This is a genomic window from Enterobacter chuandaensis, from assembly GCF_039718975.1.
GTDB classification, from domain to species: Bacteria; Pseudomonadota; Gammaproteobacteria; order Enterobacterales; family Enterobacteriaceae; genus Enterobacter; species Enterobacter chuandaensis.
In genome coordinates, this window is record NZ_CP097173.1 from 271218 (window position 1) to 288252 (window position 17035).

15 protein-coding genes are annotated in these 17035 nt (G+C 55.3%); 9 read left to right on the top strand and 6 right to left on the bottom strand.

The window, feature by feature from the left end:
• Nucleotides 1-2: 2 nt before the first annotated feature.
• Nucleotides 3-875, top strand: coding sequence for a 23S rRNA pseudouridine(2604) synthase RluF (gene rluF / locus MX657_RS01265; RefSeq protein ID WP_080329923.1), 873 nt, complete (start codon nt 3-5; stop codon nt 873-875).
• Here the strand turns inward: rluF and MX657_RS01270 are convergent, their stop codons facing one another.
• The 3 genes from MX657_RS01270 to lysC form a co-directional block, all read right to left on the bottom strand.
• Nucleotides 876-1148, bottom strand: coding sequence for a DUF3811 domain-containing protein (locus MX657_RS01270; protein WP_032662654.1), 273 nt, complete (start codon nt 1146-1148; stop codon nt 876-878).
• Nucleotides 1149-1244: 96 nt separating this feature from the next.
• A complete protein-coding gene (locus MX657_RS01275) occupies nt 1245-1976 on the bottom strand; it encodes a hypothetical protein (protein WP_119916529.1) in 732 nt (243 codons plus the stop codon).
• Nucleotides 1977-2129: 153 nt separating this feature from the next.
• The gene (gene lysC / locus MX657_RS01280; protein ID WP_041911575.1) at nt 2130-3479 is read right to left on the bottom strand and encodes a lysine-sensitive aspartokinase 3; all 1350 of its coding nucleotides are present in this window, start codon (nt 3477-3479) and stop codon (nt 2130-2132) included.
• Between the two features lie 374 nt (nt 3480-3853).
• On the opposite strand from lysC, the gene pgi reads away from it, so the two are divergent.
• From pgi to psiE, 6 genes are all read left to right on the top strand, one after another.
• Entirely contained in the window at nt 3854-5503 is a 1650-nt protein-coding gene (gene pgi, locus MX657_RS01285) for a glucose-6-phosphate isomerase (protein ID WP_080329926.1), read from the top strand.
• 366 nt (nt 5504-5869) lie between these two features.
• Nucleotides 5870-6112 (top strand): exopolysaccharide production protein YjbE, encoded by a 243-nt coding sequence (gene yjbE / locus MX657_RS01290; protein ID WP_003860341.1) that lies wholly within the window; start codon nt 5870-5872, stop codon nt 6110-6112.
• 63 nt (nt 6113-6175) lie between these two features.
• Nucleotides 6176-6814: a YjbF family lipoprotein gene (locus MX657_RS01295; protein ID WP_080329927.1), complete on the top strand. Its 639-nt coding sequence runs from the start codon at nt 6176-6178 to the stop codon at nt 6812-6814.
• Nucleotides 6811-7548 carry a capsule biosynthesis GfcC D2 domain-containing protein gene (locus tag MX657_RS01300; RefSeq protein WP_119916531.1) on the top strand — a complete coding sequence of 246 codons (738 nt, stop codon included), beginning with the start codon at nt 6811-6813 and terminating at the stop codon, nt 7546-7548. Before MX657_RS01295 ends, MX657_RS01300 begins: the two co-directional genes overlap by 4 nt.
• Nucleotides 7548-9644: a YjbH domain-containing protein gene (locus MX657_RS01305; RefSeq protein ID WP_346807049.1), complete on the top strand. Its 2097-nt coding sequence runs from the start codon at nt 7548-7550 to the stop codon at nt 9642-9644. The genes MX657_RS01300 and MX657_RS01305 overlap by 1 nt, the downstream gene beginning before the upstream one ends.
• A 178-nt stretch (nt 9645-9822) precedes the next feature.
• The gene (gene psiE / locus MX657_RS01310; protein ID WP_000202963.1) at nt 9823-10233 is read left to right on the top strand and encodes a phosphate-starvation-inducible protein PsiE; all 411 of its coding nucleotides are present in this window, start codon (nt 9823-9825) and stop codon (nt 10231-10233) included.
• Between the two features lie 96 nt (nt 10234-10329).
• Here the strand turns inward: psiE and malG are convergent, their stop codons facing one another.
• From malG to malE, 3 genes are all read right to left on the bottom strand, one after another.
• Nucleotides 10330-11220: a maltose ABC transporter permease MalG gene (gene malG / locus MX657_RS01315; RefSeq protein WP_006810496.1), complete on the bottom strand. Its 891-nt coding sequence runs from the start codon at nt 11218-11220 to the stop codon at nt 10330-10332.
• Nucleotides 11221-11234: 14 nt separating this feature from the next.
• Complete coding sequence (gene malF / locus MX657_RS01320) at nt 11235-12779, bottom strand: maltose ABC transporter permease MalF (RefSeq protein ID WP_252003063.1); 1545 nt, start codon at nt 12777-12779, stop codon at nt 11235-11237.
• A gap of 119 nt (nt 12780-12898) precedes the next feature.
• On the bottom strand, nt 12899-14089 hold the full coding sequence (gene malE / locus MX657_RS01325; protein ID WP_023331781.1) for a maltose/maltodextrin ABC transporter substrate-binding protein MalE: 1191 nt from the start codon (nt 14087-14089) through the stop codon (nt 12899-12901).
• 370 nt (nt 14090-14459) lie between these two features.
• On the opposite strand from malE, the gene malK reads away from it, so the two are divergent.
• Complete coding sequence (gene malK / locus MX657_RS01330) at nt 14460-15569, top strand: maltose/maltodextrin ABC transporter ATP-binding protein MalK (protein ID WP_080329931.1); 1110 nt, start codon at nt 14460-14462, stop codon at nt 15567-15569.
• A gap of 71 nt (nt 15570-15640) precedes the next feature.
• Entirely contained in the window at nt 15641-16978 is a 1338-nt protein-coding gene (locus tag MX657_RS01335) for a maltoporin LamB (protein WP_154643332.1), read from the top strand.
• Nucleotides 16979-17035: the final 57 nt, after the last annotated feature.

A 17035-nucleotide genomic window follows, 5' to 3' on the forward strand; every position in this document is an offset into this window, starting at 1 on the left:
CTATGCTGCCAACTCAATCAACCCGATTAAACAAATACATTAGCGAGAGCGGGATCTGCTCACGTCGCGAGGCTGACCGTTACATTGAACAGGGTAACGTGTTTCTTAACGGCAAACGCGCCACCATCGGCGATCAGGTGGTCCCTGGCGATGTGGTTAAAGTGAATGGTCAGGTCATCGAACCGCGTGATGCAGAAGACCTGGTGTTTATCGCGTTGAACAAGCCGGTTGGGATTGTCAGCACCACGGAAGATGGCGAGCGGGACAACATCGTTGATTTCGTGAACCACAGCAGCCGTATCTTCCCGATTGGCCGTCTGGATAAAGATTCTCAGGGGCTGATTTTCCTCACTAACCACGGCGATCTGGTCAACAAAATTCTGCGTGCCGGTAACGACCACGAGAAAGAGTATATCGTTACGGTGAACAAGCCGGTGACTGACGAATTTATCCGTGGCATGGGCGCAGGCGTGCCGATCCTGGGCACCGTGACGAAGAAGTGTAAGGTCAAAAAAGAAGCACCGTTTGCGTTCCGTATCACGCTGGTGCAGGGCCTGAATCGCCAGATCCGCCGCATGTGCGAGCACTTCGGCTATGAAGTGACGAAGCTGGAACGCACGCGCATCATGAACGTTAGCCTGACCGGGATCCCGCTGGGCGAGTGGCGTGACTTAACGGATGACGAGCTGATTGAACTGTTCAAGCTTATCGAGAACTCCTCGTCCGAAGCGAAGCCGAAAGCTAAAGCGAAACCGAAAACGCAGGCGATAAAGCGTCCGGTCGTGAAGGCACCGCAGGCGGAAGAGAAAGGGCGAGGCAAGCCGGGCAACGGAAAACGCTTTACCCAGCCGGGGCGCAAAAAGAAAGGGCGCTGATTAGCGCCTTCCACGGGTTGATGTCGTGGCGGACCAGGAAAAGGTCGCCTCTGCATCCGGCTTATAAGCCTGCTCTTTTTTCAGCTTGCGGGCTTTCTTCGCCGCAGCCTCACGTTGCGCCATCAGCTTATCGATGTACTCTTTTTTCACCTGATTGGTTTCGGCGTTCGTCAGCGTGCGGCCATGCGCGATGCGGGCGCGGTCGAGAAGCGTTTTCAGTTCGCGCTGCTCGGCTTCCGTCATGTCTTTCTGGGTCAAACGTGGTGTAGCCATTGCTGAAGCCTCCTGATGGGGAGGCTTCAGTGTAAAGCATACTGACAGACAGATATATGATTACCACGAGCGCGGTTAAATCATTTTGAGTCTTATTTAGCGCAAAACATAGTGTCCTTCACGAGACAGGTTCCAGTTGTGGCCATCCAGTGGATATACGCTTTTCTTTTTGGCAATACTCGTTAAGTCGCTGTTAATGCTTAAAAGCAAACTTGCATCCCCTGTTGCCACATAGGACTTCATGTTTTTATTTGCGCGTTCATAAAGCGAGAAGTTATCACCCACGACGACGCCTGCTCTGGCTTCGAACTCATCTTCGGGGTCGTCATTTCTGTTTGTCGGACCAATAAATAAATTACCCGGTAGCCAGGCATAGAACGACGCAAAGTCGTCAAAATAGTCAGGAAATGCCGCCGCAGGATTATTGGTCACCGTGCCGTTGATTATCATATCGATAAGGTTTGCTGTTCCCGCTAAATCGTCGGCGTTAACAGCACAATTTCCTGCGCTGGCATAATCTCGCAGATTATCCCGGAGAGTCAAAAATAGACTACGAAGTTTAGGTAACGCTTTTTCTTGCAGCGCCCGGTTATAAAAATCGCGCAGCAGGTTGTAAGGGATGATGTGATGCCTTGATACATGAACAGGCTCAGTGCCGCCAGCAACAGTAAGGTCTTTACTGTAATTAGGCATGGCAGGGAAACATGAACCATTACGAACGTTCGGCATAGTGATTTTGTAGGCACCGGCAGCGATGGGCCGTGGGGCCGCCAGTGCCTGGTGGGTAAATACGAAGAGTGTTGCGATAACGATCAGGGCTTTTTTCATCTCATTTTTCCTTCAGCAAAAGAGTGTGCCTGTTGAAAATAAAGAAAGTTCCGCTGACAGAAAATTTGCCTTATGCCCTGTGATATTTGACCGGGTGATACAACGAAATAAAAAGCCGGGCACAGGGCCCGGCTTATCTTTTTTGCGAAAAAATTATTCAAACAAATTCTGATGAAGTTTCTGCACCACCTGCTCAGCCTGATCGGCAGGGACCAGGAAGCAAAGGTTATAGCTTGATGCGCCGTAACAGATCATGCGGATGTTGAACGGATCGAGCACGCCGAAGACCTCTTTGCCCACGCCACAGGCGCGCGACAGTTTGTTACCGATGATGGCCACCAGCGCCAGGTCTTCTTCCACTTCCACGCGGCACAGCTCAGACAGCTCAATCAGCAGCGACTGCGTCAGCAGGGTGTCACCCGTGGAGGTGGAACCCGTGGTGTCGAGCGTCAGCGCAATGCTCACTTCGGAAGTGGTAATCAAATCTACAGAGATATTGTGGCGCGCCAGGATGCCAAACACTTCCGCCAGGAAACCGCGGGAGTGCAGCATATTGTGGCTGTGCAGCGTGACCAGCGTCTGGCGGCGGCGCAGGGCCAGCGCGCGGAACAGCGGCGGGTTCTCGGTTTTCTTGCAGACCAGCGTCCCGCCCGCTTTTGGATCTTTACTGGAGCCAACGAAGACCGGAATATCGCTGCGCACGGCAGGCAGCAGCGTTGCCGGATGCAGCACTTTCGCGCCGAAGGTGGCCATTTCCGCCGCTTCTTCAAATGCGATCACATCAATACGTTTTGCCGCAGAGACCACGCGCGGGTCGGTGGTGTAAATACCCGGCACGTCAGTCCAGATATCCACGCGGGTCGCGTGCAGCGCTTCGCCCAGCAGCGCGGCGGTGTAGTCGCTGCCGCCACGGCCAAGCGTGGTGGTGCGTCCTTTTGCTTCGCTGCCGATAAAGCCCTGGGTGATCACCATGCCTTCTGCCAGGCGCGGCGCCAGCTGCTGGTTGGTGAGCTCGGCCAGCATCTCAACGTCCGGTTCGGCGCGCCCAAAACGATCGCTGGTACGCATCACTTTACGCACGTCAAACCACTGGGCCTGAACGTTACGCTCGCGCATGATTTCAACAAACAGCAGGGTGGACATCAGCTCGCCGTGGCTGACCAGTTCATCGGTCAGGGCGGTGGAGGTTGCCAGTGACGCGGCTTCTGCCAGGGTGGTGATATTTTCCAGCAGGCGCTCCACTTCCTCACGAATAACGTTCGGGTTTTGCAGACGTTCAAGAATATCGAACTGAATTTTGCGCAGTGCATCCAGCTTCACGAAACGTTCGGTCGCTTCCAGTCCTTCAGACAAAGAAACCAGCAGGTTCGTCACGCCGGCGGATGCAGAGAGCACCACCAGGCGGGTATTCGGATCGGCCAGCACCACATCGGCGCTGCGGTTCATGGCATCGTAATCGGCCACACTGGTGCCGCCAAACTTGGCGACCACAAAACTCGTCATAACAACCTCGTGTCAGGGAATGAATAAGCGACCTTGGCACAAGAGTGAAACGAAAACAGGTGCAGGCGCAAAATACGGCCCTATAAATAAAATGCGGGGGAGGTCCTGTCAATGCTGGGATTATGCGGATTTTTTATGGGGGGGTACCCCTGAGAAACAGGACTTATAACAGGCCCATATTTTATGCTCCTTTTTACCCCCTTTTGACCAACATTTCGCCACGCCGGAAGGGCGCGACAGCAGCTATACTTTTCGGGTCTTTTCACCTGCGTTTGATGCAGACCAGGGCAATGGCATAAAAACCATCACAATTTTTATTTGCAGGCGCTACAATCGACCGCAGTCACAATTCTCAAATCAGAAGAGTATTGCTAATGAAAAACATCAACCCAACGCAGACCGCTGCCTGGCAGGCACTACAGAAACATTTTGATGAAATGAAAGACGTCACCATCGCGGACCTGTTCGCGAAAGATGCCGATCGTTTCACTAAGTTCTCCGCGACCTTCGACGACCTGATGCTGGTGGATTTCTCCAAGAACCGCATTACCGAAGAGACGCTGGCAAAACTGCAGGACCTGGCGAAAGAGACCCAACTGGCAGACGCCATCAAATCCATGTTCTCCGGTGAGAAGATCAACCGCACCGAAGACCGCGCCGTGCTGCACGTGGCCCTGCGTAACCGTAGCAATACGCCAATCATCGTTGACGGCAAAGATGTCATGCCGGAAGTGAACGCGGTGCTGGAAAAGATGAAAACCTTCTCCGAAGCGATCATCTCAGGCCAGTGGAAAGGCTACACCGGCAAAGCAATCACCGACGTGGTGAACATCGGTATCGGCGGCTCTGACCTCGGTCCGTTCATGGTGACCGAAGCGCTGCGTCCGTACAAAAACCACCTCAATATGCACTTTGTCTCTAACGTCGATGGTACCCACATCGCCGAAGTGCTGAAAAACGTGAATCCGGAAACCACCCTGTTCCTGGTGGCGTCCAAAACCTTTACCACGCAGGAAACCATGACCAACGCCCACAGCGCGCGCGACTGGTTCCTGAAAACCGCAGGCGACAACAAGCACGTGGCGAAACACTTTGCGGCGCTCTCCACCAACGGTAAAGCCGTGAGCGAGTTCGGTATCGACACCGCGAACATGTTCGAGTTCTGGGACTGGGTTGGTGGCCGCTACTCTCTGTGGTCTGCAATCGGTCTGTCCATCATCCTGTCCGTGGGCTTCGACAACTTCGTTGAGCTGCTCTCCGGCGCGCACGCGATGGATAAACACTTCTCTACCACTGCCCCTGAGAAAAACCTGCCGGTGCTGCTGGCGCTGATCGGTATCTGGTACAACAACTTCTTCGGTGCGGAAACCGAAGCGATTCTGCCTTACGACCAGTACATGCACCGCTTTGCGGCCTACTTCCAGCAGGGCAACATGGAATCCAACGGTAAGTACGTTGACCGTAACGGCAACGCGGTGGATTACCAGACCGGCCCAATCATTTGGGGCGAGCCGGGCACCAACGGCCAGCACGCGTTCTACCAGCTGATTCACCAGGGCACCAAAATGGTACCGTGCGATTTCATCGCCCCGGCTATCACCCACAACCCGCTGTCCGACCACCATCCGAAGCTGCTGTCTAACTTCTTCGCACAGACCGAAGCGCTGGCGTTCGGTAAATCCCGCGAGGTGGTAGAGCAGGAATACCGTGACCAGGGTAAAGATCCGGCAACCCTGGACCACGTTGTGCCGTTCAAAGTGTTCGAAGGCAACCGTCCAACTAACTCCATCCTGCTGCGCGAAATCACCCCGTTCAGCCTGGGTGCGCTGATTGCCTTGTATGAGCACAAGATCTTCACGCAGGGCGCTATCCTGAACATCTTCACCTTTGACCAGTGGGGCGTTGAGCTGGGCAAACAGCTGGCGAACCGCATTCTGCCAGAGCTGGGTGACGATAAAGCCATCGACAGTCACGACAGCTCTACAAACGGTTTGATCAACCGTTATAAAGCATGGCGTGCGTAATTAATATGTCATGAAAAATGCCGGCGATATGCCGGCATTTTTTTATCGGATAATTCCTGATGTCTGTTAGTTAACTCAAATTCCGGCTCTGAGTTTAATCCGAAAAAGACGGTTAACCCGTTAATTGCTGCGGTTTATTTTAAGAAAATACGCAGCATGTAGTGAATGTGATTATATTATAACTATTTGATTTTAATTGCTTATATATTTAATTTATTTTTCTTTCGTTTCAGTTTTATCCATTAGTCCGAAAACCCACTCCCTATTTCCAGCCACGGTAAACCCTCTGCTTTAGTTGTGTATACTCGATTCCGCCTGAATTTCTTTTCGGGCAAATCTCCATTCATTCATTGAAGGGAAATTGTTATGAAGAAAGTACTGTATGGCATTTTTGCCATATCTGCACTTGCGGCGACGTCTGTCTATGCAGCTCCGGTCCAGGTCGGGGAAGCAGCAGGGTCGGCAGCGACGTCTGCGTCTGCGGGGAGTTCTACCGCAGCCAGCACCAGCGCCGTAAGTTCAGCCGTGGGTGTCGCGCTGGCGGCAACCGGTGGCGGTGATGGCTCCAATACCGGAACCACGACCACTACGACGACCAGCACCCAGTAATACCGGGTGTTTTAATCATAACCACACTTCGGTGTGGTTATTTCGCCCCTTCGGAGAAGAGTCGTGAAGCGACCTGCAATCATTCTGATTTGCCTGCTGTTGCAGGCGTGCTCAGCCACCACCAAAGGGCTGGGAACCTCACTGTGGGAAAGCATGTTCGGCACACCGGGCGTGCAGTTGACCGATGACGAACTTCAGAACATGCCGTATGCCAGCCAGTACATGCAGCTTAATGATGGCCCGCAGCTGTTTGTGGTGCTCGCTTTCGATGAAAACGGGCAGCAGAAATGGGTGACGCAGGATCAGGCCACCATCGTGACGCAGCATGGCCGAATGGTGAAAACGCTGCTCGGCGGCGACAACCTGCTTGAGGTCAACAACCTCGCGGAAGATCCGCTTATCAAGCCGAATCAGATCGTCGATGGCGCAAGCTGGACGCGCACCCTGGGCTGGACCGAGCACAAGCAGGTTCGTTATGCCACGGCGCGCTCTACCTTCCGCTGGGACGGTACAGACAGCGTGAAAGTGGGTAGCGACGAAACGCAGGTGCGCGTGCTGGACGAAGAGGTGACGACTGACCAGGCTACGTGGCATAACCGCTTCTGGATTGATGAGGAAGGGCAAATTCGTCAGTCCTTGCAATATCTCGGTGCCGGTTTCTTCCCGGTGAAAACCACCCTGATCAAGGCGGCGAAATCATGAAAACGCTCATCCACGTTGCGCTTCTCGCCAGTCTTGCCGCGCCGCTGGCATGGTCCGCAGGAACGGTAAAGGTCTACACGCCGGACAGTGAAAAACCCAAAACCTTAACCAATGCAGAGCATCTGCTCGATCTCGTCGGGCAGCCAAGGCTGGCCAACAGCTGGTGGCCGGGGGCCGTGATCGGCGAGCGCCAGGCGACGGTTGAGACGGAACAACAACATCGTGCCCTGCTGGCCCGCCTGACGGGTCTGGCGGAGCAGGAAGACGGCGACGATGCCGCTGCCATTAACAGCGTTCGCCAGCAGCTTCAGGCGCTGAAGGTGACAGGCCGCCAGAAGGTGAATCTGGATCCCGATAAAGTGCGCGTTACGGAAAACGGCAACCCAACGCTGGTAGGGGATTACACGCTCTGGCTGCCGGTGAAGCCGACGACGGTGACCGTAATGGGGCTTATCAGCAGTCCCGGTAAAAAGCCCTTTACGCCCGGTCGTGATGTGGCGAGCTATCTCGACGAACAAAGCCTGCTGAGCGGCGCGGATAACAGCTACGCGTGGATTATTTATCCGGACGGGCATACGCAAAAAGCGCCGGTGGCGTACTGGAATAAACGCCATATCGAACCCATGCCAGGCAGCATTATTTTTGTCGGTTTTGCCGACCATTTCTGGACGAAGGCGTATGACGGGCTTAACGCCGATATCCTTCACTCCCTGACACAGCGGATACCGGAATAATGAAAAGAACCTATCTCTACAGCATGCTGGCGCTTTGTGTGAGCGCCGCCTGCCATGCAGAAACCTATCCGGCACCCATTGGCCCGTCTCAGTCAGACTTCGGCGGCGTCGGTTTGCTGCAAACGCCCACCGCGCGCATGGCGCGTGAAGGGGAAATTAGCCTGAACTATCGCGATAACGACCAGTATCGCTACTATTCCGCCTCCGTACAGCTGTTCCCGTGGCTCGAAACCACGCTGCGCTACACCGACGTGCGTACGAAACAGTACAGCAGCGTCGATGCGTTCTCCGGCGATCAGACCTACAAAGATAAAGCTTTCGACGTCAAACTGCGCCTGTGGGAAGAGAGCTACTGGATGCCGCAGGTCTCCGTGGGGGCAAAAGATATCGGCGGGACCGGCCTGTTCGACGCGGAATACATCGTGGCCAGCAAGGCCTGGGGACCGTTTGATTTTTCTCTCGGTCTTGGCTGGGGCTATCTCGGCACCAGCGGCAACGTCAAAAACCCGTTCTGTACCTACAGCGATAAATATTGCTACCGCGATAACAGCTACAAGAAAGCGGGTTCCATCAACGGTGACCAGATGTTCCACGGCCCCGCCTCGCTGTTTGGCGGTGTGGAATACCAGACACCGTGGCAGCCGCTGCGCCTGAAGCTGGAGTACGAAGGTAACGACTACTCCCAGGATTTCGCCGGGAAGGTTGAGCAGAAGAGCAAGTTTAACGTCGGCGCCATTTACCGCGTCACCGACTGGGCCGACGTTAACCTCAGCTACGAGCGTGGCAACACGGTGATGTTTGGCTTCACGCTGCGCACCAACTTCAACGACATGCGGCCGCACTACAACGATAACGCGCGGCCAGCCTATCGGCCGGAGCCGCAGGATGCGATTCTGCAGCACTCCGTGGTGGCAAACCAGCTGACGCTGTTGAAATACAACGCTGGCCTGGCCGATCCGAAAATTCAGGTGAAAGGCGATACGCTGTACGTCACCGGCGAGCAGGTGAAATACCGCGACTCGCGGGAAGGGATCGAACGCGCCAACCGGATCGTGATGAACGATCTCCCGGACGGGATCCGCACGATCCGGGTGACGGAAAACCGCCTGAATCTGCCGCAGGTCACCACCGAAACCGATGTCGCCAGCCTTAAGCGCCATCTGGAAGGCGAACCGCTCGGGCATGAAACCGAACTGGTGCAAAAACGCGTAGAGCCGATCGTGCCGGAAACCACCGAGCAGGGCTGGTATATCGACAAATCACGCTTTGATTTCCATATCGATCCGGTGCTGAACCAGTCCGTCGGCGGGCCGGAAAACTTCTACATGTATCAGCTGGGCGTCATGGCAACGGCGGATCTGTGGGTCACCGACCACCTGCTGACCACCGGCAGCCTGTTCGGCAACATCGCCAACAACTACGACAAATTCAACTACACCAACCCGCCAAAAGACTCGACGCTGCCGCGCGTACGTACCCGCGTGCGTGAGTACGTGCAGAACGATGCCTACGTGAATAACCTGCAGGCTAACTACTTCCAGTACTTCGGCAACGGCTTCTACGGCCAGGTGTACGGCGGGTATCTGGAAACCATGTACGGCGGCGCGGGGGCAGAAGTGCTTTATCGCCCTGTCGACAGCAACTGGGCGTTTGGCATTGATGCCAACTACGTTAAGCAGCGTGACTGGCGCAGCGCGCAGGACATGATGAAGTTCACCGACTACAGCGTCAAAACCGGCCACCTGACCGCCTACTGGACGCCGTCGTTCGCGCAGGACGTGCTGGTGAAAGCCAGCGTCGGCCAGTATCTGGCGGGCGATAAGGGCGGCACGCTGGATATCTCCAAACACTTCGACAGCGGCGTCGTGGTGGGCGGCTACGCCACCATCACCAACGTTTCGCCGGACGAGTACGGGGAAGGGGACTTCACCAAAGGGGTGTACGTGTCGATTCCGCTGGATCTGTTCTCATCAGGCCCAACCCGCAGCCGTGCGGCAGTGGGCTGGACGCCGCTGACGCGCGACGGCGGTCAGCAGCTTGGACGTAAATTCCAGCTGTATGATATGACCAGCGATAAGAACATTAATTTCCGCTGATGCTTATTTGCCCGGTGGCGCTGCGCTTACCGGGCCTACGAGAGTGTTTTTGTAGGCCGGGCAAACGCAGTGCCGCCCGGCAAGAATGTTCATCTGGACAAAACATAAACAAAAAATATAGATCCCCGTCACATTTTTGCGTTATACAGGAACCTCGCCCTGGAGAATGAGGTGCTGTATGACATCCCTGACTCGTCCGCGCGTTGAGTTTATCTCAACGATACTCCAGACCGTGCTGAACCTCGGTCTGCTGAGCCTTGGCCTGATCCTGGTCGTCTTTCTCGGTAAAGAGACGGTGCATCTGGCGGATGTGCTGTTCGCCCCTGAGCAAACCAGCAAATATGCGCTGGTGGAAGGGCTGGTGGTCTACTTTCTCTACTTCGAGTTTATTGCCCTGATTGTGAAGTACTTTCAGTCCGGCTTTCACTTCCCGCTACGTTATTTTGTCTACATAGGTATCACTGCGATTGTGCGGCTGATCATCGTCGATCATAAATCCCCGCTCGACGTGCTGATCTACTCGGCGGCGATCCTGCTGCTGGTGATCACCCTCTGGCTGTGCAACTCGAAGCGGCTGAAACGCGAATAAAAAAATGGCGCTCCGAAGAGCGCCGAATAACAGTCACAAGTTGGGTCAATACAATACGTCTAAAGTTGAGGGTTGCAGTGGCATAACAAATGAAACTTAACCTTTCACGCCGCCCGCCGTCAGGCCATTCACCAGCCAGCGCTGGGCCAGCAGGAACACCACGGTAATCGGGATGGCGGAGAGTACGGCCGCCGCGGCAAAGTCGCCCCACAGGTAGTTTTGCGGGTTGAGGTATTGCTGCATACCTACGGCCAGGGTGTAGCTGTTCACATCGCGCAGTAACAGTGAGGCGACCGGTACTTCGGTGATCGCCGCGATAAACGACAGGATAAATACCACCGCCAGAATCGGCACGGACAGCGGCAGCAGCACCAGACGGAACGCCTGCCACGGGGTAGCGCCATCCAGCGACGCTGCCTCTTCCAGCGAGCCGTCGATGGTTTCGAAATAGCCTTTGATGGTCCACACGTGCAGGGCGATACCGCCGAGATAGGCGAAGATCACGCCGCCGTGGGTATTCAGGCCGATAAACGGCACATACTGGCCGAGACGGTCAAACAGGGCATACAACGCGACCAGAGACAGCACGGCCGGGAACATCTGGAAAATCAGCATCCCTTTCAGCAGCGTCGCTTTGCCCGGGAAGCGCATACGGGCGAAGGCATAAGCACAGGTGGTGGAGAGCGTCACGATGCCAATCGCCGTAATCGTTGCCACTTTCACCGAGTTCCACAGCCACAGCAGCACCGGGAACGGAGGCGGCGTGACGCGGCCATCGGCGTGCTCAACGCTGAAGCCCAGCGCGAGCTTCCAGTGCTCCCAGGAGATTTCATCCGGGATCAGGCTCCCCGTCGCAAAGTTACCCGAACGCAGGGAGATGGCGATGACCATCAGCAGCGGGAACATAATCGCCGCGATGAAAATCAGCAGGCCTAAGTGCGTCGCGAGGAGGCGCAGTTTCTGAGATTTGGGTTGTACCATTGCCATGATCGATGCCCTCCTTAGTCAAATTTCATTCGTGTGGCTTTCAGGTTAACAATCGCCAGGGCGCCAACCAGCAGGAAGATCAGGGTGGCAATCGCCGCCGCCAGGCCGAAGTCCTGACCGCCGCCGCCCTCGAAGGCGATACGGTAGGTGTAGCTCACGAGCAGGTCGGTATAGCCTGCCGGCGTGGTGGTGCCGAGACGGTCCGGGCCACCATTGGTCAACAGCTGAATCAGCACGAAGTTGTTAAAGTTAAAGGCGAAGCTGGCAATCATCAGCGGGGTCAGCGGCTTGATGAGCAGCGGCAGCGTAATTTTAAAGAAGTTCTGGAACGGACCCGCGCCGTCCATCGCCGAGGCTTCGTAAAGATCGTCCGGGATAGCCTTCAGCAGCCCCATGCACAGAATCATCATGTACGGATAACCCAGCCAGGTATTCACGATGATAATCATCGAGCGGGCGGTGGTCGGGTCGCTGAACCAGGCCGGTTTGATGCCGAACAGCGCGCTCAGCATCATGTTGATTTCACCGAAGCTCTGGTTAAACAGCCCTTTGAAAATCAGAATCGAGATAAACGACGGTACGGCGTAAGGCAGAATCAGCAGCACGCGGTAAATCGCTTTGCCTTTCAGCGACTCCCACTGCACGAGACAGGCCAGCACCATGCCCACGGCCACGGTCAGGATCACCGTCAGCACCGAGAAGACCACCGTCCAGACGAAGATGGCGAAGAACGGTTTCTGGATGCCTTCGTCGGTAAACACGCGGGTAAAGTTGTCCCAGCCGATGGTGACGGTATAGCCCGGGCTGAGTTTGTCATCACCCCATTTGCCGTCGGCCGTTATGGACTGATAGAAACCAATATCATTGTTCGGACGGTACTTCACGCCGCTCTGGTTGTTGGTCAGCGTGCCGTCGTCCGCCAGGGTATAAAGCGGCTGCGTGCCGGAGAACTGGCGCAGCGAGCTCATGGTCACTTTGCTTTCGTCTGGCAGCACGGCGGTGAGCTGGGTCAGCGCCTGGCGATTCTGGGTGATGATTCGCAGGTTGGCACGTTCACCTTCCGGCAGGGCCGCGGACTCTTTTAAGGCCAGCGTCTGCTCGCCGCCAAATTTGAACGCGTCGGAAATATAGTTTTTGCCGCTCTCACCGTCAGTAAGCGCTAACTTCCACTCGTCACCCGCAGGATACAGGCCGAAGTTAAAGGTTTTACCCGCCTGATAAGAGCGATCCAGAAGCACCTGAGTAGCGCGCTCCTGCGCGAGCTGGTTGGTACTGCTGTAGTTGGTGAACGCAATGGCGATGGTACAAATCAGCGGGAAGAGAACAAACAGCCCCATCCCGGCAACCCCTGGGTAAACATAACGCCAGGCATAGGCTTTACGGTTGGCGAAAATATACAGGCCAGCAGAGCTTAAGATCAGCGTCATGATGGCAAACAGATATTCCCCTTGTACGTACATTAAAACAACAAGGTAACCCACCAGCAGACACAGCAGACCTATCACTGACCACTTCAGTGCGTCGCTTTGCCACCAGTGCTTCTTTTTAATGACATCCATGGGGTTCTTCCTCTACAACGGTGGAAACTTTTCGTCAGGTGGCGCTGCGCTTACCTGACCTACGGATCGTGCCGTAGTTGTAGGGCGGGCGGCGTACGCGCCACCCGCCGTTCTTCTGCTTACTTGGTAATACGACCCTGAGCATCCTTCAGCGCGGCATCGACAGTCTGACGACCGCTTGCAGCGTTGATGACGGCGGTACGGGTGGCGTACCAGAACGCAGCCATCTGTGGGATGTTCGGCATGATTTCGCCTTTCTGGGCGTTATCCATGGTTGCCGCGATGCGTGGGTCTTTCGCCAGCTGATCCTGGAAGGATTTCAGCGCCACGGCGCCCAGCGGTTTGTCCTTGTTCACTTCATCCAGACCCTGATCGGTCAGCAGGTAGTTTTCCAGGAACTCTTTCGCCAGCTCTTTGTTCGGGCTGGCGGCGTTGATGCCCGCGCTCAGCACGCCCACGAACGGTTTAGACGGCTTGCCGTTGAAGGTTGGCAGCAGCGTCACGCCGTAGTTGATTTTGCTCTTGTCGATATTGGTCCAGGCCCACGGACCGTTGATGGTCATCGCGGTTTCGCCTTTGTTGAACGCCGCTTCCGCGATGGAGTAGTCGGTATCGGCGTTCATGTGTTTGTTCTTAATCAGGTCAACCAGGAAGGTCAGGCCTTTTTTCGCGCCCGCGTTATCCACGCCCACGTCTTTCACGTCATATTTGCCGTTTTCAAACTTGAACGCGTAACCGCCGTCGGCAGCAATCAGCGGCCAGGTGAAGTACGGCTCTTGCAGGTTGAACATCAGGGCGGATTTACCCTTCGCCTTCAGCTCTTTATCCAGTTTCGGGATCTCTTCCCAGGTTTTCGGCGGGTTAGGCACCAGGTCTTTGTTGTAAATCAGAGACAGGGCTTCAACCGCGATAGGGTAAGCAATCAGCTTGCCGTTGTAGCGAACGGCGTCCCAGGTGAACGGGAACAGCTTGTCCTGGAAAGCTTTGTCCGGGGTGACTTCAGCCAGCAGGCCAGACTGCGCGTAACCGCCGAAACGGTCATGCGCCCAGAAGATAATGTCCGGGCCATCGCCGGTTGCCGCAACCTGCGGGAACTTCTCTTCCAGTTTGTCCGGGTGTTCTACGGTAACTTTGATACCGGTGTCTTTCTCGAATTTTTTGCCCACTTCGGCCAGGCCGTTATAGCCCTTGTCGCCGTTAATCCAGATAACCAGCTTGCCTTCTTCAATTTTGGCGAGCGCTGGGGCGGAAACCATCATTGCTGCAAGGGCGGACAATGCGAAAACGCGTGCGCCAGTCTTGATATTCATATCTGCCATCCTTTTTGGTGATGTGCTCGTGGATACATAAGGTGGTTCAACGTGACTCAGTCTCCTTATTTGACATCCTCTTTCCATCCTCCCAACCCCTACGCCCCACCCCCCGTTTGTGTGATCTCCGTTGCATAAATTTAAGTTATGAGTGCTGGCGCACATAAAAACCCACCGAATTTTGCAGGCGGCTTCACGAATTTCGCCTCAGCCCCCCGGATGCGGTCGCAGAGCCTGCTCTCTCATCCTCCCGCCTCCTCCCCCATAAAAAAGGCGGGGGGTGGAGGATTCACGAAAGTAATGGATACCCCATAGTGAACTTATCTTGAATGTTTCTGTCGGTGACAGGTTGTAACGAAGGGAGAAGGGCATGGCGAGCGTACAGCTGCGTAATGTAACGAAAGCCTGGGGCGACGTAGTGGTGTCGAAAGATATCAATCTGGACATCACCGAAGGCGAATTTGTAGTGTTTGTCGGCCCATCAGGCTGTGGTAAATCGACTCTGCTGCGTATGATTGCCGGTCTTGAAACCATCACCAGCGGCGACCTGCTGATCGGTGATACCCGAATGAACGACATCCCGCCTGCCGAACGCGGCGTAGGCATGGTGTTCCAGTCTTATGCGCTTTATCCCCATCTGTCCGTTGCCGAGAACATGTCCTTTGGCCTGAAGCTGGCCGGCGCGAAGAAAGAGGTCATCAACCAGCGCGTCACGCAGGTCGCGGAAGTGTTACAGCTGGCTCACCTGCTGGAGCGCAAACCGAAAGCGCTCTCCGGCGGTCAGCGTCAGCGCGTGGCGATTGGCCGTACGCTGGTGGCCGAACCGCGCGTGTTCCTGCTTGATGAACCTCTCTCTAACCTGGATGCCGCCCTGCGCGTCCAGATGCGTATCGAAATCTCCCGTCTGCATAAGCGCCTTGGCCGCACGATGATTTACGTCACCCACGATCAGGTCGAAGCGATGACTCTGGCCGACAAAATCGTGGTGCTGGACGCAGGTCGCGTGGCGCAGGTGGGCAAACCGCTGGAGCTGTACCACTATCCGGCAGACCGCTTTGTTGCGGGCTTCATTGGCTCGCCAAAGATGAACTTCCTGCCCGTCAAAGTGACGGCGACAGCGATTGAACAGGTACAGGTTGAGCTGCCAAACCGCCAGCAGGTCTGGCTGCCGGTCGACAGCGCCAACGTACAGGTAGGGGCAAATATGTCCCTCGGTATCCGTCCTGAGCATCTGCTGCCGAGCCACATCGCCGATGTGACCCTGGAAGGTGACGTTCAGGTCGTCGAACAGCTTGGTCACGAAACACAGATTCATATCCAGATCCCCGCCATCCGTCAGAACCTGGTCTACCGCCAGAATGACGTGGTGTTGGTAGAAGAGGGTGCCACATTCGCTATCGGCTTGCCGCCAGAGCGCTGCCATCTGTTCCGTGAGGATGGCACTGCATGTCGTCGGTTGCATAAAGAGCCAGGCGTTTAAGCAATCCCAAAAGAAGACACGAAACCGACAGGTGAAGTGTTCAAAGAAAAGCAATGATCTCAGGAGATAGAATGATGATTACTCTGCGCAAACTTCCTCTGGCAGTTGCCGTCGCAGCGGGCGTAATGTCTGCTCAGGCACTGGCCGTGGATTTCCATGGTTATGCTCGTTCCGGTATCGGCTGGACGGGTAGTGGCGGCGAACAACAGTGCTTCCAGGCAACCGGTGCTCAAAGTAAATACCGTCTTGGTAACGAATGTGAAACCTATGCGGAATTGAAACTGGGCCAGGAAGTGTGGAAAGAAGGTGACAAGAGCTTCTACTTCGACACCAACGTAGCGTACTCCGTGGCGCAGCAGAACGACTGGGAAGCGACTGACCCGGCGTTCCGTGAAGCTAACGTGCAGGGTAAAAACCTGATCGAATGGCTGCCGGGTTCCACCATCTGGGCCGGTAAGCGCTTCTATCAGCGTCACGACGTCCACATGATCGACTTCTACTACTGGGATATTTCAGGTCCTGGTGCGGGTCTGGAAAACATTGACGTCGGTTTCGGTAAGCTCTCTCTGGCTGCAACCCGTTCTTCTGAAGCAGGCGGTTCTTCATCCTTCGCCAGCAACAGCATCTATGATTACACCACCCGCACGGCGAACGATGTCTTTGACGTCCGTTTAGCCCAGATGGAAATTAACCCGGGCGGTACCCTGGAGCTTGGCGTTGACTACGGTCGCGCAAACCCACGTGATGATTATCATCTGATCGATGGCGCATCCAAAGATGGCTGGATGTTCACCGCTGAACACACGCAGAGCATGCTGAAAGGCTACAACAAGTTCGTTCTGCAATATGCAACTGACTCTATGACCTCTCAGGGCAAAGGTCTGTCGCAGGGTTCGAACATCGGTACCTCCGACGATATCAACTACGGCATCAACAACAACGGTCACCTGTGGCGCGTACTTGACCACGGTGCTATCTCTCTGGGCGATAGCTGGGACCTGATGTATGTCGGTATGTACCAGGATATCAACTGGGATAACAACAACGGTACCAAATGGTGGACCGTGGGCGTTCGTCCTATGTACAAATGGACGCCAATCATGAGCACCCTGCTGGAAGTGGGTTATGACAACGTCAAATCCCAGGAAACCGGCGAAACCAACGACCAGTATAAAATTACCCTGGCCCAGCAGTGGCAGGCAGGCGACAGCATCTGGTCACGTCCGGCAATCCGCGTATTCGCAACCTATGCGAAGTGGGATGAGAAGTGGGGTTATGCGCCAACCGGTAAAAACTCCGTTGCGGGTTACACCCCAGGCATGGCCTATAGCGATACCACTGCGAAAAGCTTCAGCCGCGGCGACAGCGATGAGTGGTCCTTCGGCGCCCAGATGGAAATCTGGTGGTAATCCCGTCTTAATCTGACGTAATGACCAAACTGAGGGGCGCAAGCCCCTCAATCCTTG